The sequence below is a fragment of the Paenibacillus sp. FSL R5-192 genome (assembly GCF_000517845.1).
Classification (GTDB): domain Bacteria; phylum Bacillota; class Bacilli; order Paenibacillales; family Paenibacillaceae; genus Paenibacillus; species Paenibacillus amylolyticus.
Genome location: NZ_ASPR01000021.1, coordinates 21,964 through 38,852, shown reverse-complemented (window position 1 = coordinate 38,852; position 16,889 = coordinate 21,964). Strand labels below are relative to the sequence as shown.

The 16,889-nt window shown below is 47.0% G+C and carries 16 protein-coding genes; 15 read left to right on the top strand and 1 reads right to left on the bottom strand.

What is annotated here, in order from left to right; translation table 11 throughout:
* The 3 genes from C161_RS16955 to C161_RS16945 all read left to right on the top strand — a co-directional run bounded on the left by C161_RS16955 (nucleotide 1) and on the right by C161_RS16945 (nucleotide 2,980).
* Nucleotides 1-1,401, top strand: a complete 1,401-nt coding sequence (locus C161_RS16955; protein WP_036671601.1) for a glutathionylspermidine synthase family protein — start codon at nucleotides 1-3, stop codon at nucleotides 1,399-1,401.
* Nucleotides 1,383-1,787: a DUF350 domain-containing protein gene (locus tag C161_RS16950; RefSeq protein ID WP_017691702.1), complete on the top strand. Its 405-nt coding sequence runs from the start codon at nucleotides 1,383-1,385 to the stop codon at nucleotides 1,785-1,787. The genes C161_RS16955 and C161_RS16950 overlap by 19 nt, the downstream gene beginning before the upstream one ends.
* 245 nt (nucleotides 1,788-2,032) lie before the next feature.
* The gene (locus C161_RS16945; protein WP_036671600.1) at nucleotides 2,033-2,980 is read left to right on the top strand and encodes a nucleoside hydrolase; all 948 of its coding nucleotides are present in this window, start codon (nucleotides 2,033-2,035) and stop codon (nucleotides 2,978-2,980) included.
* A gap of 79 nt (nucleotides 2,981-3,059) precedes the next feature.
* On the opposite strand, the gene C161_RS16940 is transcribed toward C161_RS16945, so the two are convergent.
* Nucleotides 3,060-3,587, bottom strand: a complete 528-nt coding sequence (locus C161_RS16940) for a heme-degrading domain-containing protein (RefSeq protein ID WP_083669956.1) — start codon at nucleotides 3,585-3,587, stop codon at nucleotides 3,060-3,062.
* A gap of 178 nt (nucleotides 3,588-3,765) precedes the next feature.
* On the opposite strand from C161_RS16940, the gene lspA reads away from it, so the two are divergent.
* From lspA to C161_RS16885, 12 genes are all read left to right on the top strand, one after another.
* On the top strand, nucleotides 3,766-4,257 hold the full coding sequence (gene lspA, locus C161_RS16935; protein WP_036606631.1) for a signal peptidase II: 492 nt from the start codon (nucleotides 3,766-3,768) through the stop codon (nucleotides 4,255-4,257).
* A 312-nt stretch (nucleotides 4,258-4,569) separates the two neighbouring features.
* Nucleotides 4,570-5,760 (top strand): ABC transporter substrate-binding protein, encoded by a 1,191-nt coding sequence (locus C161_RS16930; protein ID WP_442789433.1) that lies wholly within the window; start codon nucleotides 4,570-4,572, stop codon nucleotides 5,758-5,760.
* A 24-nt stretch (nucleotides 5,761-5,784) separates the two neighbouring features.
* Nucleotides 5,785-6,651 (top strand): carbohydrate ABC transporter permease, encoded by an 867-nt coding sequence (locus C161_RS16925; protein WP_036606633.1) that lies wholly within the window; start codon nucleotides 5,785-5,787, stop codon nucleotides 6,649-6,651.
* Complete coding sequence (locus C161_RS16920) at nucleotides 6,651-7,478, top strand: carbohydrate ABC transporter permease (RefSeq protein WP_036671599.1); 828 nt, start codon at nucleotides 6,651-6,653, stop codon at nucleotides 7,476-7,478. Before C161_RS16925 ends, C161_RS16920 begins: the two co-directional genes overlap by 1 nt.
* A gap of 587 nt (nucleotides 7,479-8,065) precedes the next feature.
* The gene (locus C161_RS16915) at nucleotides 8,066-9,829 is read left to right on the top strand and encodes a cache domain-containing sensor histidine kinase (RefSeq protein ID WP_084650290.1); all 1,764 of its coding nucleotides are present in this window, start codon (nucleotides 8,066-8,068) and stop codon (nucleotides 9,827-9,829) included.
* Entirely contained in the window at nucleotides 9,819-10,613 is a 795-nt protein-coding gene (locus C161_RS16910) for a response regulator transcription factor (protein ID WP_036671597.1), read from the top strand. The genes C161_RS16915 and C161_RS16910 overlap by 11 nt, the downstream gene beginning before the upstream one ends.
* A gap of 114 nt (nucleotides 10,614-10,727) precedes the next feature.
* Nucleotides 10,728-12,047, top strand: a complete 1,320-nt coding sequence (locus C161_RS16905; RefSeq protein WP_036671596.1) for an extracellular solute-binding protein — start codon at nucleotides 10,728-10,730, stop codon at nucleotides 12,045-12,047.
* 38 nt (nucleotides 12,048-12,085) lie between these two features.
* Entirely contained in the window at nucleotides 12,086-12,967 is an 882-nt protein-coding gene (locus tag C161_RS16900; protein ID WP_036606643.1) for a carbohydrate ABC transporter permease, read from the top strand.
* Between the two features lie 216 nt (nucleotides 12,968-13,183).
* Complete coding sequence (locus C161_RS16895; RefSeq protein ID WP_036671684.1) at nucleotides 13,184-14,047, top strand: carbohydrate ABC transporter permease; 864 nt, start codon at nucleotides 13,184-13,186, stop codon at nucleotides 14,045-14,047.
* Between the two features lie 61 nt (nucleotides 14,048-14,108).
* Entirely contained in the window at nucleotides 14,109-14,252 is a 144-nt protein-coding gene (locus C161_RS32390) for a hypothetical protein (RefSeq protein WP_156946128.1), read from the top strand.
* 31 nt (nucleotides 14,253-14,283) lie between these two features.
* Nucleotides 14,284-15,693: an MATE family efflux transporter gene (locus C161_RS16890; RefSeq protein ID WP_036671595.1), complete on the top strand. Its 1,410-nt coding sequence runs from the start codon at nucleotides 14,284-14,286 to the stop codon at nucleotides 15,691-15,693.
* A gap of 248 nt (nucleotides 15,694-15,941) precedes the next feature.
* Nucleotides 15,942-16,838 carry a helix-turn-helix transcriptional regulator gene (locus tag C161_RS16885; RefSeq protein ID WP_084650287.1) on the top strand — a complete coding sequence of 299 codons (897 nt, stop codon included), beginning with the start codon at nucleotides 15,942-15,944 and terminating at the stop codon, nucleotides 16,836-16,838.
* Nucleotides 16,839-16,889 lie beyond the last annotated feature (51 nt).

Genomic DNA, 16,889 nt, shown 5'->3' with positions numbered 1-16,889 from the left:
ATGAGGCAAGTGGTTCAACTGCCGTTAAGTCACGAAGAGGTATTTCAGGGTGAAACGGAACAACAGATTCCATATCATCGAATGTACGGGAAGCAATATTGTGTGCCAGCATTAACGGTCTACTCTCCCTCGGAGGTGCTGGAACTGCATACCGCAGCCGAGGCGGTAGATGGCATTTACTGTAAAGTGATGCGATTTATCCAGCAATATATGCCGGATTCTTTTTTAGAGCATCAGTTGGGTATCCATCCGGGGCTTATCCCGGCGGCACGTATGGAGTTGGTAACTGGAGGCATTACCCGTCAGGACTGGATTATTGGAGAAGCTGGGCCCAAGTGTATTGAAAATAATACGGACACCCCAACGGGTATACCGGAGGCTGCTGCATTGGAAGGTATTCTGGTCGATATTGCTGAGGATGCTACGCTAACTGCACCATCTGCCGAGATGGATACACGTATTCGGGAGTGTTTCAGGATATGGCTCGAATTCTATGCAGAGCAGGGATTAAAGGGTCCGGTGACATTCACTTCTTTTGGCGAACATGTCGAAGATCGAACAAATACGGAATACCTGATGAAACGTTGTCAGGAAGCCGGATACGAAGTCTTCTATGCTCCACTGGAAGAACTGGAGATTGTTCCGGGAGAGGCGCTTTACCATCGGGGGCGGGAGATTAACTTGCTGTATCGCCTTTATCCGCTAGAGTATCTGATCGATGATCGGGATGAGACGACAGGGGTGGACATTGGTGCTGCGCTGCTTGAACTTGTACGTGAGGGAAGATTGGGCCTGATGAATCCCGTTCAGCATGTGCTGATGCAGAGCAAAGGCTTCATGGCAGCAATCTGGTCACTTTACGAGCGTAACGAGCAAACCCCGGAATATTGCGGGTTTACCCTCTTTGATGAAGCAGAGATGGACGTGATTTCCCGATATCTGCTACCCACCTATTTTTCATCTGAGCCCTTCGAGCTGAACGCCATATCATATGTAGCCAAAAGCTATTGGGGGCGCGAAGGCAGAGGAACTCTTTTGCTGGATGGAGGAACGGACAATGCCTTTGGAAAGCAGGATATGGAGCATTCTCTTAACGAGGCGCTGGAATCCAATCTTGCATCTGGGGCAACGGACGAGGATGAAGAAATTACAGCGTATTACGAAAATCAGCCCAAAATCTATCAGCAGCTGGTTCCGATGGAACAGGTTGTGATCGAGACGGAAGCTGGAGCATACAGCGGTTATCTGCTTACAGGGGTGTTTGTTATCGGTGGGCGTTTGGCTGGGATACTACCACGGGTCGGGGAGAAAGTAACCGGAGATATGGCCTATTATTGCGCGGCTACGGTTCGTGAACGGATGAATGATGAGGAGGAGAAGGAATGGAAAACTTGGGATTAAACCTCGTGAATGTGGCGGTGGGTGTAGGCATTCTGCTGGTGGTATTGGTATGTGGATATTTCGCTTTTAGCAAATTGACCCGGTATAACGATAGTGAGGAAATCGCCAAAGGTAACGAGGCGGCAGGCATGTACATGGGCAGCAAATTGCTGGGACTGTGTATTATTGTGGGCATGGTATCTTTCTCGACGCATTCGTGGTTGGATATGCTGCTGTGGTCGGCGTTTGGAATTATTGTGCTGTGCCTGGTCTATATTATATTTGATTTCCTGATTCCAAAGATGCGGGTATGTGACGAAATTGCACGAGGTAATATGGCGGTAGCCCAGCTGCTGCGTTCGATTATCATCGGCGTTTCCATCGTCATCGGTACGTTTTTGATGTAAAATAGGCCTAGAGATAAACGATAATTTAGAATGAATATAGTGTTTACACGAAAACGAAGAGGACAGAAAAAATCTGGAGAAGCGAAGCGTTCGCCTTTATCATCGGATTTTTACCTTTGAAAGAAGGTATACAAAAAATCTGAGGGTAACAGCGATCTTAAGATTGTTCTGTACGCAGAGTTATTAAGTGTAATGTTGTATTTTTGTTCTAAATGAATATCAAACGGAAGAAGGAGCGCGGCATCATGAGAAGAGTCATCATCGATACAGATACAGCAGGAGACGATACGATTGCGATCCTGACGGCATTGCATCACTTTCAGGTGGAAGGCATCACCATTACGGGCGGTAACGTACAATTCGACCAGGAGGTTGAAAATGCCCTGTACACGGTACAGGTTGCTGGACATGGCGGCAAGGTGCCTGTGTATAAAGGTTGCGAGCGTCCGCTAATGGCCTACGGTAAAGCTCAGCACCGGACAGTGGAAGATGTGCATGGCGATGATGGCATGGGCGGCGCACATTTCCCGAAGGCAGATCAGCGTCCCGAGAGCGGGCATGCGGTTGATTTTATCATTGAGAAGGTGCATGCACATCCAGGTGAAATTGAACTTCTGGCGATTGCCCCGCTGACCAATATTGCGATGGCGATCCAGAAAGACCCTACGATTATTCCGGAGATTGCTCACCTGTACATCATGGGCGGAACGAATAATGCACTGGGCAATATCACACCGGCGGCGGAGTATAACTTCTACGTGGACCCGGAAGCAGCGAAAATTGTACTGCATGCAGGCATTCCAATCACGATGGTTGGCTGGGAGATGTGCACGCAATATTCAGTGATGGACGATGACGATCATGCAGAGATTGCGGCTCTGGGTACATCGGGTGCCGATTTCTTCACTGCAATCAACAAAGTGGTTATGCAGTTCAACAAGTCGGTACATAAACTCAATGGCACCACTCATCCGGATACATTGTTGATGGCTGTAGCGGCAGATGAATCCATCATGACCAAGTCGGGTCAATATTATGTGGATGTGGAAGCGGCAGGAGAACTGACACGTGGATACAGTGTGGTTGATATCAACGGACGTTTTGGCAAAGAGCCGAATGTACGTGTCTGCGAAGCCATTGATCGGCCCAAATTCAAATCTATGCTTCTGGACGTTCTCTCAGCGATCCAATAAAACGCAAGAATTTAACTGCAGGAAAAAGAAGAAAATCCGTGCCTATCCCAGGTACGGATTTTTTATTGCCTATTTTAATCTAACTCTGCTGCAACAAAAACGAGCGAATGCCTGTCGTGACCAGATCATGGTCTTCCTCATCAGGCAAACCCGATACTGTAATGGTGCCGACCTGTCCCTCATTTTCCAGAATCAGCGGGAAAGCACCACCAGCCAGAACATAGTCCGATGCAGGCAGATTGAAGTCTTGCTCAAGTGTCTGGTTTTCGCTTCTCAACCGCAGGGCGGTATGCCAAGAACTGGAGGAGAAATGATTCACCACGTTGTTCTTGCGTCGAATCCAGTCTTCGTTGTCGGGATGAGTGCCTTCCATCGCATGCAAAAAGAGACGATGCCCCTCCAGGGTGATGTCGATGGTCACGGCTTGGGAACGACGCTTCGCTTCTTCAACCAGATGCAGGCCAAGGTTAAGTGCCATTTCAGAATCAAATGTGTCAAATACCAAGTCCTTTTCTTCCTGTTGCATTTCCTTTAATTTCTCTGTCGTGGTCAGGTTCAAATTACAGGCATCCCCTTTACGTATATGATTGATGTCTACATTCGACATGGATTGGTGTAGTCCCTTCTGGATGCAGTCTGAACGATGTTAGTGGACGTTATTTGCGTGGTTAAAGACCGTTCATTTGGAGACCGTACATCGGCTGTGTTAAAGTGAAGGGAACCTAATATACATAACTCTTAAAGTTAAAATAAGTTATTGCTACGTAGACAGGAGGAGAAGCACGATGCTGTTTTATTTTGTAGCACTGCTGGTGACTTTGGTGGACCAGGGAACCAAGATTGCAGTGAGGATGTATATGGAAGTTGGCGACGTCATGAGACTGGGTAACTCAGGCATGCAGTTACAGCATTACGAGAACAGTGGAATGGCGGGCAGCATGTTTCAGGGAAATGCGCGTTTGTTTGGTGTGATTGCTGTTCTGTTCATAGCAGGCATGCTGTATTACCGGAGTAAAGGTGAGATTCGCGGTTTCTGGATGCAAGCTGGCGCGGGTTTTATGGTCGGTGGGGCGTTGGGAAATGCAATCGATCGATTTATCTATGCCCGGGTAACGGATTTCCTCGTATTTCCGTCAGGACGCGGGATTTTGAATCTCGCTGATGTCGCAATTAACATCGGTGTGGTCATGATCATCATCGGCATGTTGATTCGTGCATATCAGAGTTATCGGGCCAAGCGTTTACGTAATGCTTTGCCGAAAGCAGAACGTTCGTAATAGGTTGGATAAAAGCGTTACAGTGGCTGAATATAAGCTGAAAAAATGAGGGACATTGGATATTATCCAGTGTCCTTTTTGTTATGCCCAATTCGGGTCATGGGAAGAACTGCCTTGATTCATTTTTATCGAAACCGTTTTAGAAATAATAAAGACGTATATTATCCATTCAGATTGAAGTTGGTTTGGAAGGATTAACAAAATGGTTATTTCACCATTTGGATGGGTAAATCTTTACGTATATTAAGCTGAGGGAGGTACAACATGAGAACAACGCTTACCAAGGCTCTCGGGACAATGTTGCTGTGTGGAATGATGGCTGTACTTTTATCTTCCTGTACCAGTGGAGATAGCGTGAATGGCAAAGTGCAGATTGAATTTTTCCAGAACAAGCCTGAAGCCAAAACAACCTTTGATGAATTAATTAAAACGTTTAATGCGAAGCATGACGATATCCAAGTGACACAGGTGAATCCGCCCGATGCGGAGACAGTACTGAAGACGCGTGTCGTCAAAAATGATATACCGGATATTATGGCCATGGGGGCAACGGATACGTATTCGATCCTGGCCCAGAGTGATATTTTCACCGATCTGACGGACAGCTCATTACTCCAGACGATTGATCCGAACTACATACAAATGCTGAAGGATCTCACAGGTATGGACGAAGTGACAGGTATTCCTTACGCGACTAATGCAAACGGCATCATGTACAACAAAACGCTGTTTAAGGAAATGGGATTGGACGTGCCCAAGACGTGGGATGAACTCATTGCGACCTCCCAAAAGATTAAGGATGCAGGTGAGATTCCATTTTATTTCACATACAAGGATGACTGGCAGACGAGCCTGCCCTTCAATGCACTGGCCTCCAATCTGGTCGGTATTGATTTCTACCAAGAGCGGCGAGATAACAAAGTGACGTTCAAAGAGAAGTACCACGAGGTAGCCGAGAAGCAACTGGAACTCATGAAATACGGTCACAGCGATAACTTTGGTAAAGCTTATTCGGACGGTAACCGTGCTTTTGCTAACGGTGAAGCCTTTATGTACATCCAGGGAACCTGGGCCATCTCGGAGATTCGCAAAGCGAATCCAAATGTCGACATCGGTTTCTTCCCATTCCCTACGGGCAACGATGCAAGCGAGATCAAGCTGGTGAACGGGATTGACTCCCTGTTTACCATTGCGGAGGACACGCCTAATCGCGAGCAGGCGGAGACGTTTATTGCGTTCCTGTTAGAGCCTGAAAATATCGGAAGATATATTGACGAACAGACGCTGTTCTCTGCGGTAGAAGGCGTGAAGCAGGATGATCCTGCCGTACAGGAATTGATGCCATATATCGAGCAGGGCAAAGTTATTGACTTTCCCGATCACTATATTCCGGCTGCGGTGCAGCTGAATTCCATCGTACAGTCCTTTTTGCAGAACCAAAACATCGACAACTATCTAGATACACTCGACAAAGAATGGGACAAGGTTGCTAATCGGCGCTAAGCCTTGTCTGAAGGAGGATGGAGTATGAACAAGCGTATCGCACCTTATTACTGGATGACGGTTCCGGCGGTTGTATTGTTCTTTGTATTTATGACACTGCCGGCCCTCCAGGGCATCTATTATTCATTTACGAATTATAACGGTTTCGGGAAAGAATATGATTTTGTTGGTTTTAAAAACTATTTCAACTTGTTCCAAGATGACAATGTAGGCAATGCCTACTGGTTTACGTTCAAATTTGCGATCGTGGTGACGATCCTGACCAATATTCTGAGCTTGCTCATTGCACTCGGGCTGAATGCCAAGATTAAGTTCCGTAACTTTTTCCGCGGCATTTACTTCCTGCCCAATATTCTGAGTGTACTGATCGTAGGTTACATATTTAACTACCTGTTCTCCAACGTATTCCCGATCTGGGGACAAAATCTGGGCATCAATGCGCTATCCACCAACATTCTCGGCAGCGAGAGTCTGGCTTGGATTGGTATCGTCATTGTTGCAGTATGGCAATCGGTGGCCCTGAATACAATTCTGTATTTGGCTGGTCTGCAAACGATACCAACAACACTGTACGAGGCTTCCAACCTCGACGGTGCAGGCAAATGGCGTGAATTCTGGAGCATTACTTTCCCGCTTATCGCCCCATTCTTCACCATTAATATGGTGCTGGCGATGAAAAATTCACTTATGGTCTTCGACCAAATCGTAGCCTTGACCAACGGTGGTCCCGGACGGGCGACGCAGTCCATCTCCCATCTGATCTACACCGGTGGATTTGAAGGCGGCGAATATGCATATCAATCTGCGAACTCGGTTATTTACTTCATCGTTATTGCGGTGATTTCAATTCTGCAAATCCGGTTCCTGCAAAGAAGGGAGATGGATCTGTAATGAGAAGCCGTACACGAATCAATTGGCTCGTTATGCTGCTCGTTGTGCTGGGTACCTTGTTTATCCTGTTCCCATTGTATATGACCGTTACGATTGCTTTAAAAAATCCGGAACAGATGGCCCAATCGCTCTTTGCCATTCCGACGACACTTCACTGGGAGAATTTTGCGAGGGCCATCGACATGACAAACTTCTTCCAATCGTTCCGTAACAGTGCAATCGTTACCGCATCAACTGTGCTCTTGACGTTGCTCAGTAACTCGATGGTAGCCTATGCGATTGCAAGGAATATGGAGAAACGCAAGTTTTTCAAAGGACTCTATTATTACTTCGTTAGCGCGATGTTCATTCCGTTCCCGATCATCATGCTGCCGATTGTTAAACTGACCGCATCGCTGGAGATGACAAATCTGGTAGGTCTGATCCTGCTACACACGGTATATGGTTTGGCATTTAACGTATTTGTGTACGTTGGATACATCCGGTCCATTCCGGTAGCGCTGGAGGAAGCGGCGTTTGTGGATGGGGCGACAACTTGGGGCACGTTCTGGAAAATCATTTTCCCGCTCATGGCGCCAATCAGTGCCACGGTTGGTATTCTGACATGCCTATCCACGTACAACGATTTCTTGCTGCCACTCATTATTATCAGTGATCCGGGACAGTACACGCTGCCGCTGGTACAGTATGTATTCCAAGGGCAGTTCAATACTGAATTTAACCTTGCGTTTGCATCCTACTTGCTAGCGTTGCTGCCGATGATTATCATCTACCTGTTTGCCCAGAAGTGGATCATCAACGGGGTTACCCAAGGGTCCGTGAAATAATTGAAGTTGTGTAGGGAAGAAAAAGATAGATGTAAAAGGAATGGACATATGTAAAGGGAAGATGAGTAAAGAGAGGTGGACTGTAAGAGTCCCCTCTCTTTTTTGATCCTTGTCATTTAACGTTTGGGAACTCTTCGGGAGGATTGATTAACCTGTAAAACTATGCTATTTTTTAGTCGTTAGTTTAATCGGTAAACAAAGACTAAGAGAGAAGAAGAGTAAGGTTCATTTCTGCAAGCGCTTTAACTATATAAATGAACTAAACATTTACACGAGAACGGAGAGGGCAGAAATAACCTGAAAAAGCGGAGCTAAAAGCTTTCTGAAAGAAAGCTGCATCGGAAGCATATGCTTCGCCTTTATCACCGGATTTTCCCCTTTAAAAAGGGAATCAAAAAATCTGGGGATAACAGCGATTGGAAGGTTATTCTGTCATCGTAGTGGCTAGTGTAAATATTCTTTTGTTCATTTTATATAGAAGAACTGAATACGTAGATAATCCGGCATCGTTTGTACCCAGTCTTCAAGAGCACGGGCGTAAGGTGGTGGGTTCTTTTACATGCCAAAAAGAGAGGAGAATGGGGAAGTTGCACGGGAAAAAAGGACATTTTAACTCACTTCGGAATCAGATCTTCATTGGTTTTGTTATGGTGATGCTTGTTGTTCTGCTGCTCGCAGGCATATCAGCTTATGATCGGGTAGCTGCTTTGCTGAAAAGCAATGCGGAGAAACATATTCACCAAACCGCCGTCCAAGCCAGTGGAAGATTGGATGCAATCATTGCACAAGTGAATTCGCTGACTGCCCAGGTGGCGGATGATGCATATGTGCAACGTCTGCTCAGCGATGAGAAACAAGGCAACCCGGCGACCTTTAATCAGCGCCAAGCTCTCTTGCAGATTGCAGGCAGTTATCAGTCTTTCATTAATGGCGCACAAAGTATGGAGATATACACTACGGGTTATAACCGCATCTTTCCGATGGATGACCGATCCCTCGATCTCAGAGTGGAGCGCAACTGGATCAACCTGGCGGATGAAGGAAAAGGCAGACTGGTATGGGCAGGCGCTGACCCTGAAGATCCGGGTGTGCTTCTGGCTATTCGGCGGATTAACCTGCTGGATCATTCTTTCGAACATGGAGGTTATGTGGTGGTGCGGATGCAGCGTAGTTTTTTTCAACTAAATGATTCGAATGGGGCAGATGGTTCGCAGGACTCTATCATGCTCTTGGATGGGGCAGGCGAAGTGGTGACTTCTGATCTGGAGATTAATCTCGATCCCAAAGCCATATTGGACAGCGGATCAGTCGTGCAGAACGGGGAGGAATCCTATATCGTCGTCCGGCAAAAATCGGAGTTAACGGGCTGGACACTTGCTGTCCTGACCCCGCTGCGGGAGACAACGGAAGGTGTATCCATCCTGAGAACGGCGCTGCTCGTCTCGGGAATGATTGGTGTTGTTCTATTCCTTATCATGTCCTTCTTTCTTTCGACGATGATTACACGTCCGCTCATCCGCCTGATGCGGGCCATGCGTAGTGCACAGCCAGGAGCAATGAGACCTAATCTAATGGTCAGCTCTACGATGGAGATCAACGAACTCAACGACGTGTATAACCAGATGGTCTACAGGCAGAACGAATTGACCCGTGTGGTTCATGAGAAGGAAATCATGCAGTCCCGGGCCGAGCTGAAGGCGTTGCAGTCTCAGATTAATCCCCATTTTCTATTCAACACCCTAGAAGCCTTCTATTGGTCCCTTGAGGAGAAGGGAGACGAGGAGATGGCACGTATGGTTGTGGCGATGTCCCGATTATTTCGCTACATCATCTCCAGTTCGCAGCAGGATGAATGGGTTACGATTGCTGACGAGCTGGAACACGCTGAGCGTTATCTTCAAATTATGCAGATGCGGTTGGGAGAGAGAATGCAATGGGAGATTCAGCTGAGTGATACGGTGCGTAAGGTCGCAATACCGAAACTTCTTATACAGCCCTTGGTCGAAAATGCGATTCTTCATGGGATTGAAAGTAAACTGGGACCGGGAAAAATAAGCATCCATGTGGATGCTTTGACCGAGAAAAATCTGGTTCGCATTAAGGTTCGGGATGATGGTCCCGGTATGGATGAATTACGGCTTCAATCTGTCATTCATACTTTACATGGCGGGCCGGCTGTGTCCAAGAAGGGGACAGGTGTAGGTCTAATCAACGTACATCGGCGACTGATGCTTTACTTTGGCAGCCAACTTGGTGAACGTTGTAAGCTTTCCATAACAAGTAAGGTTGGGGAAGGAACTGTCATTTGTTTTGAGATTCCCATGGGAACGGAGGGTGCATATGATTCATGACAAAACAATTCTTATCGTGGATGATGAGCCGCGTACAAGAGAGGGTATTCGCAAAACACTGGAAGGATGGTCGGCAGGGAGAAATCACATTCAGACTGCAGAAAGTGGCGTCGAGGCTGTGGAATGGCTCAAGAAAAAGCCAGCAGATCTGTTAATAACGGATGTTCGCATGCCGGAATTCTCTGGCTTGTCTCTGATTGAAGCCATTCAACATTTTTCGAACAAGCCTGTTGTCCTGATTATGTCGGGACATGCCGATTTTCAATACGCCCAGCAGGCCATTAAGTTGGGTGTTGTGGAGTATATGTTGAAACCGATTGATAAGGAACAATTGCTGCAGACCGTCGAAAAAGCCCTAAAGTTCAGCGAACAACAGCGACGTATTCAAACGATGCAAGAAATGGTTGACCCGAAGCTGCTGGATGTTAAGGAGCGCGGAGAACAGAGGCTCAATAGCCAGATCAGTGAAGCTTTGACCTATGTGGATGCTCATCTGGGTGAACATGTGACCATGCGTGAAATCGCTGATCTACTCCATCTAAACTCCAGTTACTTCAGCGTATTGTTTAAGGAACAGATCGGCATCAATTTTAGTGAATACCTTACCCGCAAACGCATTCAGCGCGCGAAGGAGTTGCTTGTGCAGACAACGATGCCAATCTCGGAGATTGCGGAACAGGTGGGTTATCAGACGGATAAGTATTTTATCACAGTATTTAAAAGCCTTGAGGGGCTAAGTCCAAGCAAATATCGGCATTCCCTATCTGAACGAAATAACAAATAACCTCAAAAAAGTGGAGTTTTTCCAAATTGTTCTGGTCTTATAGGTGTGATAGGCGCGTGCTACAATTTGGTTAAAGCGGTTACATTAACCGATAAAACCAAGGGGGTTGGAATAATGAGCAAAAAGACGATGGCCATTCTTCTGTCATGGACGCTGGTTCTCGCCGTAATTTTATCCGGATGTAACAGTTCAAGTTCGGATGAAGAGGGTGAAACAGGCAGCAACGGCACAGATGGGAAAGTAACCCTCAAATTTATGCACCTCTGGCCAGCAGGCAGTTCCGCACAGCAAAACAAACTGGTCAACGATATCATCAAGCAGTATCAAACGGATCATCCGAATGTAACCATTAAGCAGGAAGTGCTGGAGAATGAACAATATAAGAACAAATTGAAAATTCTGTCGGCATCCAATGAACTTCCCGATGTGGGTGTAACTTGGGCTGCTGGATTTCTGGAGCCTTATGTAAAGGGGAACCTGTTCGCACCGGTCGATGATCTGCTGAGCGACTCGCTGGGCGAGAAATTCATAGCCGGAACAACAGAAGCTTATGCCATAGACGGCAAAACATATGCGCTACCAATCGAGTTGAATATCTCCCCCATTTATTATAACAAAGCTATTTTTGCAAAATATAACTTGCAGCCGCCAGCAACGTACGATGAATTCCTGAGTGTGCTGAAGACATTGACAGAGAACGGTGAGGTTCCGATCGCACTGGGCAATAAAGACCGCTGGACCGGCTCACTCTGGTATATGTATCTGGCGAATCGGTTAGGTGGAGATGCACTGGAAAAGGCGATCAATGGCTCTGGCAAGTTTGATGATCCTGCGCTGACTCAAGCTGCTGCCGAGGTACAAAAACTGGTGGATATGAATGCTTTCAACAAAGGTTTCAACGGGTTGTCTAACGATGAGGGTAAATCCGAATTCATGAACGAAAAAGCTGCCATGTACCTGATGGGTACCTGGGAACTGCCAAACTTCACGACTAACCCGGACATCCCGCAGGAATTTAAGGACAAGATCGGATTTTTCAAATTCCCAACAATGGAAGATGGCAAGAGCGATATTAACAGCTGGGTAGGTGGTCCAGGCGTAGGACTGTTCGTGGCCCAGAACTCCAAAGTGAAGGAAGAAGCGCAGAAGTTTGTGCAATACTTTGTGGAAAAATGGGGTGAAAGTTCTGTAACTGAAGCAGGCGTCATCCCGGCTACCAAAGTAGATACAGCTGCAGTACAGCTGCCACAGCTTTACATTGACCTGCTCAACGAATTGAATCAGGCCAGCAGCCTTACACTCTTTGCAGATGTACAGATGAAACCGGCAGCCGCTCAGGCCCATCTCGACATGATTCAGGCGTTGTTTGGCAAAGCGGTAACACCGGAGGACTTTGTGAAGAATCATCAGGCTGCAATTGATAAAGGCAATTGACGTACACACGTTTGAACGCTTGAAGGGAGGATAATGTGATGGACAAAGTCATGTCCAACCGTCTCGTTGCTGCGTTGTACGTGCTTCCTGCACTGCTTCTGCTGCTGGTCTTGGTTTACATCCCGATCGTGCTCACCGGGTATTATGGGTTGATGCAATGGGACGGGATCGGTGCAATGACCTTTATTGGATTGGATAATTACGCCAGACTTCTTCAAGACGGAACATTCTGGCAGAGTGCGAACCATACCTTTTTGCTTGCTTTGTTCTCTGCGCTGAGTCTGATCGGTTATCTGATGATCGCTTTGGTGCTGTCAGGCAAGATCAAGGGGGCCAATCTGTTCCGCAAAATATATTTGATCCCGATGCTGCTGTCTTCGGTCGCGATCGCTCAGTTATGGCTGAAGATCTACCATCCCAGCAATGGTGTGCTGAACACCTTTCTGGAAGCGATCGGCTTCAGCAATCCGCCAGCCTGGCTGGCGGAGCCATCCCTAGTGCTGTATGCACTGTTCGTACCGATTCTATGGCAGTATGCAGGCTTCTATATTTTGATCTATTATGCGGCCCTCAAAAATATTCCGGAATCTCTGGTGGAAGCAGCCCGGATTGATGGGGCAAGTCCTTGGCAGATCGCTTTTCGAATCAAGCTGCCCCTTATTACAGAAGTCATCAAGGTGACTGTGGTACTGGCTGTGGTGGGCTCACTCAAGTATTTTGACCTCATTTACGTGATGACCGATGGCGGACCAAATGGCTCCAGCGAAGTGATGGCCTCCTATATGTATCGTCAGGCGTTCCGTAGCTTCGACTTTGGTTACGGCAGTGCTGTAGGGTTCTTCCTGCTCTTGATCTGTCTGCTTGTTACCTGGCTGCTTCGTAAAGCGACAGCATCCAAAGATACGATCCAGTATTCCTGACGCTAGTTCGTGTCTGAAAACTCGCTGAAGTGCATCTTTTACCGCCTTTTCGCCCCCTGCTGCGTCACTTTCCCTTGACGTGCCCCGGCACGCCTGCGGAAAATTTCCTTGCTTGGAACGAAAATTCGGCAAAATCTGCCACCTTCGGAGTTTCCAGACACGCCCTAGTGAAATGAAAGGAGGTCCATCCCGGTGAAGACGGATACGGCCGTTAGATTGCCAACTTACCCGGGGACAAGCCGAGGTTCGGCATGGTTAAGGAGATTCGGATATATTCTGCTGTATTTCCTCTTGTCCCTGGTAGCTTTGCTTCAAATTTTACCCTTGGTATGGCTGCTGTTGTTCTCGCTTAAAAATAATCAGGAAGTATTCGACATGGCGCCTTTTTCCCTTCCTGCTACTCCGCGTTGGGAAAACTATGTCAAGGTATGGACAGAGGGAAATATCAGCTTGTACTTCTTCAACAGTGTATGGATTACGGTGGTCTCGGTGGTGGTCACCGTGCTGTTCGCCAGTCTGGTGACCTTTGCCATTACACGTATGCGCTGGAAAGGTCGTTCGCTGGTGCTGGGGCTATTTATGGTGGGTCTGATGATCCCTGTACACTCCACGTTGATCCCGCTGTTCAGCTTGTTCCTGAAGCTTCATCTTACAGATCATCCTTTGTCAGTCATCCTGTCTTATATTGCCTTTAATATGCCAGTTACCATTATGATTCTACTTGGATTCTACTACGCTCTCCCCCGGGAAGTGGAAGAAGCCGCAGTGATGGATGGTTGCTCCGTGCATCGGATTTTCTTTCGGATTGTGCTGCCGATGACGTCTTCGGTCATTTCCACAACGGCGATCATTAACATGATCTATAACTGGAATGAATTCATCTTTGTTAATACGTTCATCAGTACAGATTCGTACAAAACCCTGACTGTTGGGGTACAGAACTTTATTGGTCAATACACAACGGATTGGGGAGCCATTGGTGCAACGCTGATGATTAGCATTATGCCAATCCTGATTGCTTTTCTCATCTTGAGTAATCGAATTGTGGAGGGCATTGCTGCGGGTTCTGTTAAAGGTTAAAAGGTTGAGGGTCCAAGGTCCTTCCATTACTTGCTTAAAAGCGAGTTGGGAGGGGCCTTTTTTGTCTTCTGAAACCTCTGATAAGCTTACGGAAATGGGGCTTTATGAAAGCAGTGAAAATACCTATTTATGGAATTACAAAAAATTTTCAACTATTTTCGCAAAACTGCTGCATTTTCAAACCACCTGTGCTAACATACCCTAAGAATTAAAGCCCACATGGGAAAGGTGAGAAAATGACAGCAATATCCTCAACCAAAGAGTCCCTTCGTTCTGATGCCAAGGATCTGAATTTGATTCGACTGACATGGCCTATTTTCCTGGAACTCTTCTTATTTATGTTGATGGGGAGCGTGGATACGCTCATGCTCAGCTCGGTGTCCGATAATGCGGTCTCCGGCGTTGGAGCAGCCAATCAGATTATTTCTATCGCTATCCTTGTATTGGAAGTCATTGGACATGGTGCTGCGATTGTAGTCGCACAATATATCGGATCCAAAAAGTTAAGTGAAGCAGCACAAGTTACGGGTAATGCGATCACACTGAATCTTATCGTAGGTCTGGTCCTGAGCGGAATCTTCCTTCTGTTCGGAGGACATTTGTTATCACTCCTGAACATTCAAGGCGAAATTTATGATTTTGCCCGTTCGTATATAAATATCGTTGGTGGCGGTATCTTCCTCCAGGCGCTCATTAATGCGCTGGCTGCGACGATTCGTACACATGGTTACACCAAAGAAACGATGTATGTTGCTGTATTCATGAACGTGATTCACGTTGTTGGTAACTATGCATTGATCTTTGGACACTTCGGCCTGCCGAAGCTTGGGGTGGAAGGGGCAGCGATCTCCACGGTGGGAAGCCGTTTTATCTGCCTTCTGATCTTCTTCTGGTTGTTGTATCGTGTGAGCGAGGTACGGGTGGATTTTGAATACTACATTAAGTTGTCCAAGAAATTCATTGGCAAAATTCTGCGGATTGGCATTCCGTCTGCGATGGAATCCATGGTATATCATTCCTGCCAGCTCGTGTTCACGCTGTATGTGACCTATCTGGGCGCAGAAGCTATGGCAACCAAGCAGTATGCGGGTAACATCTCCAGCTATATCTACTTGTTCAGCATGGCAATTGGTATGGGGACATCGATCATTGTAGGTCGGCTTGTGGGTGCGCGGCGTAAAGACGATGCGTACAAACGTGTTTTTGACAGTGTAAAATGGGCCCTTCTGGCCACGGTTATCATTGATGTAATCATCATTTTTTTCCGTGTGCCACTGATGAGCATCTTTACGGATAATCCGGAAATTATCAAGCTGGGGGCTCAAGTGATTCTGCTCAGTCTTTTGCTCGAAACCGGACGTACCTGCAATATAGTGATCATTGGTTCCTTGCGTGCGGCAGGGGATGCAAAATTCCCGGTATACATGGGTTTGATCTCCATGGTCTGCATGAGTCTGCCACTGGGATATCTGCTCATATTCAAGCTTCATCTGGGGCTCGCTGGTGTATGGCTTGCCATTGCGGCGGATGAGTGGACCCGCGCGGTCATTATGTACTTCCGCTGGAAGAGTAGAGCTTGGGAGAAACATGAACTGGTGGAGCATGATGACGAAGAGGTTGGTGCACAGCCGGTACCAGCTGTCTGACGAAGAATGTTGTGCAAATAGATAAAGCAAATAGATAAATGAACCTGTTGTAGATCAATGAAGTGGCTCTAGAGTAGCCACAGGGCGGCAGTTTCCCAGAAGAGTCAATTACGGAAAGGATTCCATCCGTGATTGGCTCTTTTTGCATCTCCGGCAGAGGTAAACAGAAATAAAGATAGCAAAAATGATCAAAACGGCGGTTACACCATTCACGTATAGTAAGGATATGGAAGGGGGCTTTACCTCAGTTGAGCCGTTACCGTGCAATGATTCAGCAAAGTTTGTTCTATATTGAGACTCATCTGCATGAGCAGATTGGGCTGGAAGAAGTGGCGTCCGAGGCGTTGTTGTCGCCATATCACTACCATCGGATTTTCCGTAATGAGGTGGGCATGACCGTGGTGGATTATATCCGAAACCGTCGGATGAGTCTGGCGTCCACCACCCTCCGATCGACGGATGCGGGCATTTTGGACATCGCCCTGGCATGTGGTTTTGAGAGTCAGGAAGCCTTCACCCGTGCATTCCGCAAATTATATGGCATGCCACCAGGACGTTTTCGCAAATTGTTTGATCTGAAATTATTCGAAGGAAGAACCAGAGGAGGAGAATTACAGATGAATCAGACGTCAACAATTACAGGTTGGATGTTAACCGGAAGTCACCCGCAGAATTATGAGATGGGTATTGATCCTGCTGAAGTGCATCAGGGGAAAGCTTCAGGATATTTGAAGGCCGTTACGCCGATGGAGCCTAACGAGTTCGCAACAATGATGCAACAGTTCAGAGCGGACAAGTATGTGGGCAAGCGGATGAAGTTATCGGGATTTGTGAAGACCGAGCATGTGGATGCATTCTGCGGATTATGGATGCGTGTGGATAATAACGTGCATGATGTACTTCAATTTGATAACATGCATGATCGGCCAATTACGGGTACGCAGCCATGGAATCAGTATAGTATTGTGCTTGATGTACCGGAGGGCAGTGCGGTCATTTCGTTTGGGGTTATTTTGAACGGCAAAGGAAAAGTGTGGGTCGACAGCTTCCGCTTCGAGGAGGTTGATCTGAACACACCACTGACACATATGGAGACAGAGTACGAGATGTCGGACGAGCCGCTGAATCTGTCATTTGAGGAGTAAATGCAATTTAAGTGCAGATCCATTATCAAGCTGAGGCTATATGGGAATTAT

Excerpts from the sequence above, each read along its gene's own strand:
- C161_RS16955 (WP_036671601.1), top strand. The coding sequence starts at position 1 with ATGAGGCAAGTGGTTCAACTGCCGTTAAGTCACGAAGAGGTATTTCAG.
- C161_RS16950 (WP_017691702.1), top strand. The coding sequence starts at position 1,383 with ATGGAAAACTTGGGATTAAACCTCGTGAATGTGGCGGTGGGTGTAGGC.
- C161_RS16945 (WP_036671600.1), top strand. The coding sequence starts at position 2,033 with ATGAGAAGAGTCATCATCGATACAGATACAGCAGGAGACGATACGATT.
- C161_RS16940 (WP_083669956.1), bottom strand. The coding sequence starts at position 3,587 with ATGTCGAATGTAGACATCAATCATATACGTAAAGGGGATGCCTGTAAT.
- lspA (WP_036606631.1), top strand. The coding sequence starts at position 3,766 with ATGCTGTTTTATTTTGTAGCACTGCTGGTGACTTTGGTGGACCAGGGA.
- C161_RS16930 (WP_442789433.1), top strand. The coding sequence starts at position 4,570 with ATGATGGCTGTACTTTTATCTTCCTGTACCAGTGGAGATAGCGTGAAT.
- C161_RS16925 (WP_036606633.1), top strand. The coding sequence starts at position 5,785 with ATGAACAAGCGTATCGCACCTTATTACTGGATGACGGTTCCGGCGGTT.
- C161_RS16920 (WP_036671599.1), top strand. The coding sequence starts at position 6,651 with ATGAGAAGCCGTACACGAATCAATTGGCTCGTTATGCTGCTCGTTGTG.
- C161_RS16910 (WP_036671597.1), top strand. The coding sequence starts at position 9,819 with ATGATTCATGACAAAACAATTCTTATCGTGGATGATGAGCCGCGTACA.
- C161_RS16905 (WP_036671596.1), top strand. The coding sequence starts at position 10,728 with ATGAGCAAAAAGACGATGGCCATTCTTCTGTCATGGACGCTGGTTCTC.
- C161_RS16900 (WP_036606643.1), top strand. The coding sequence starts at position 12,086 with ATGGACAAAGTCATGTCCAACCGTCTCGTTGCTGCGTTGTACGTGCTT.
- C161_RS16890 (WP_036671595.1), top strand. The coding sequence starts at position 14,284 with ATGACAGCAATATCCTCAACCAAAGAGTCCCTTCGTTCTGATGCCAAG.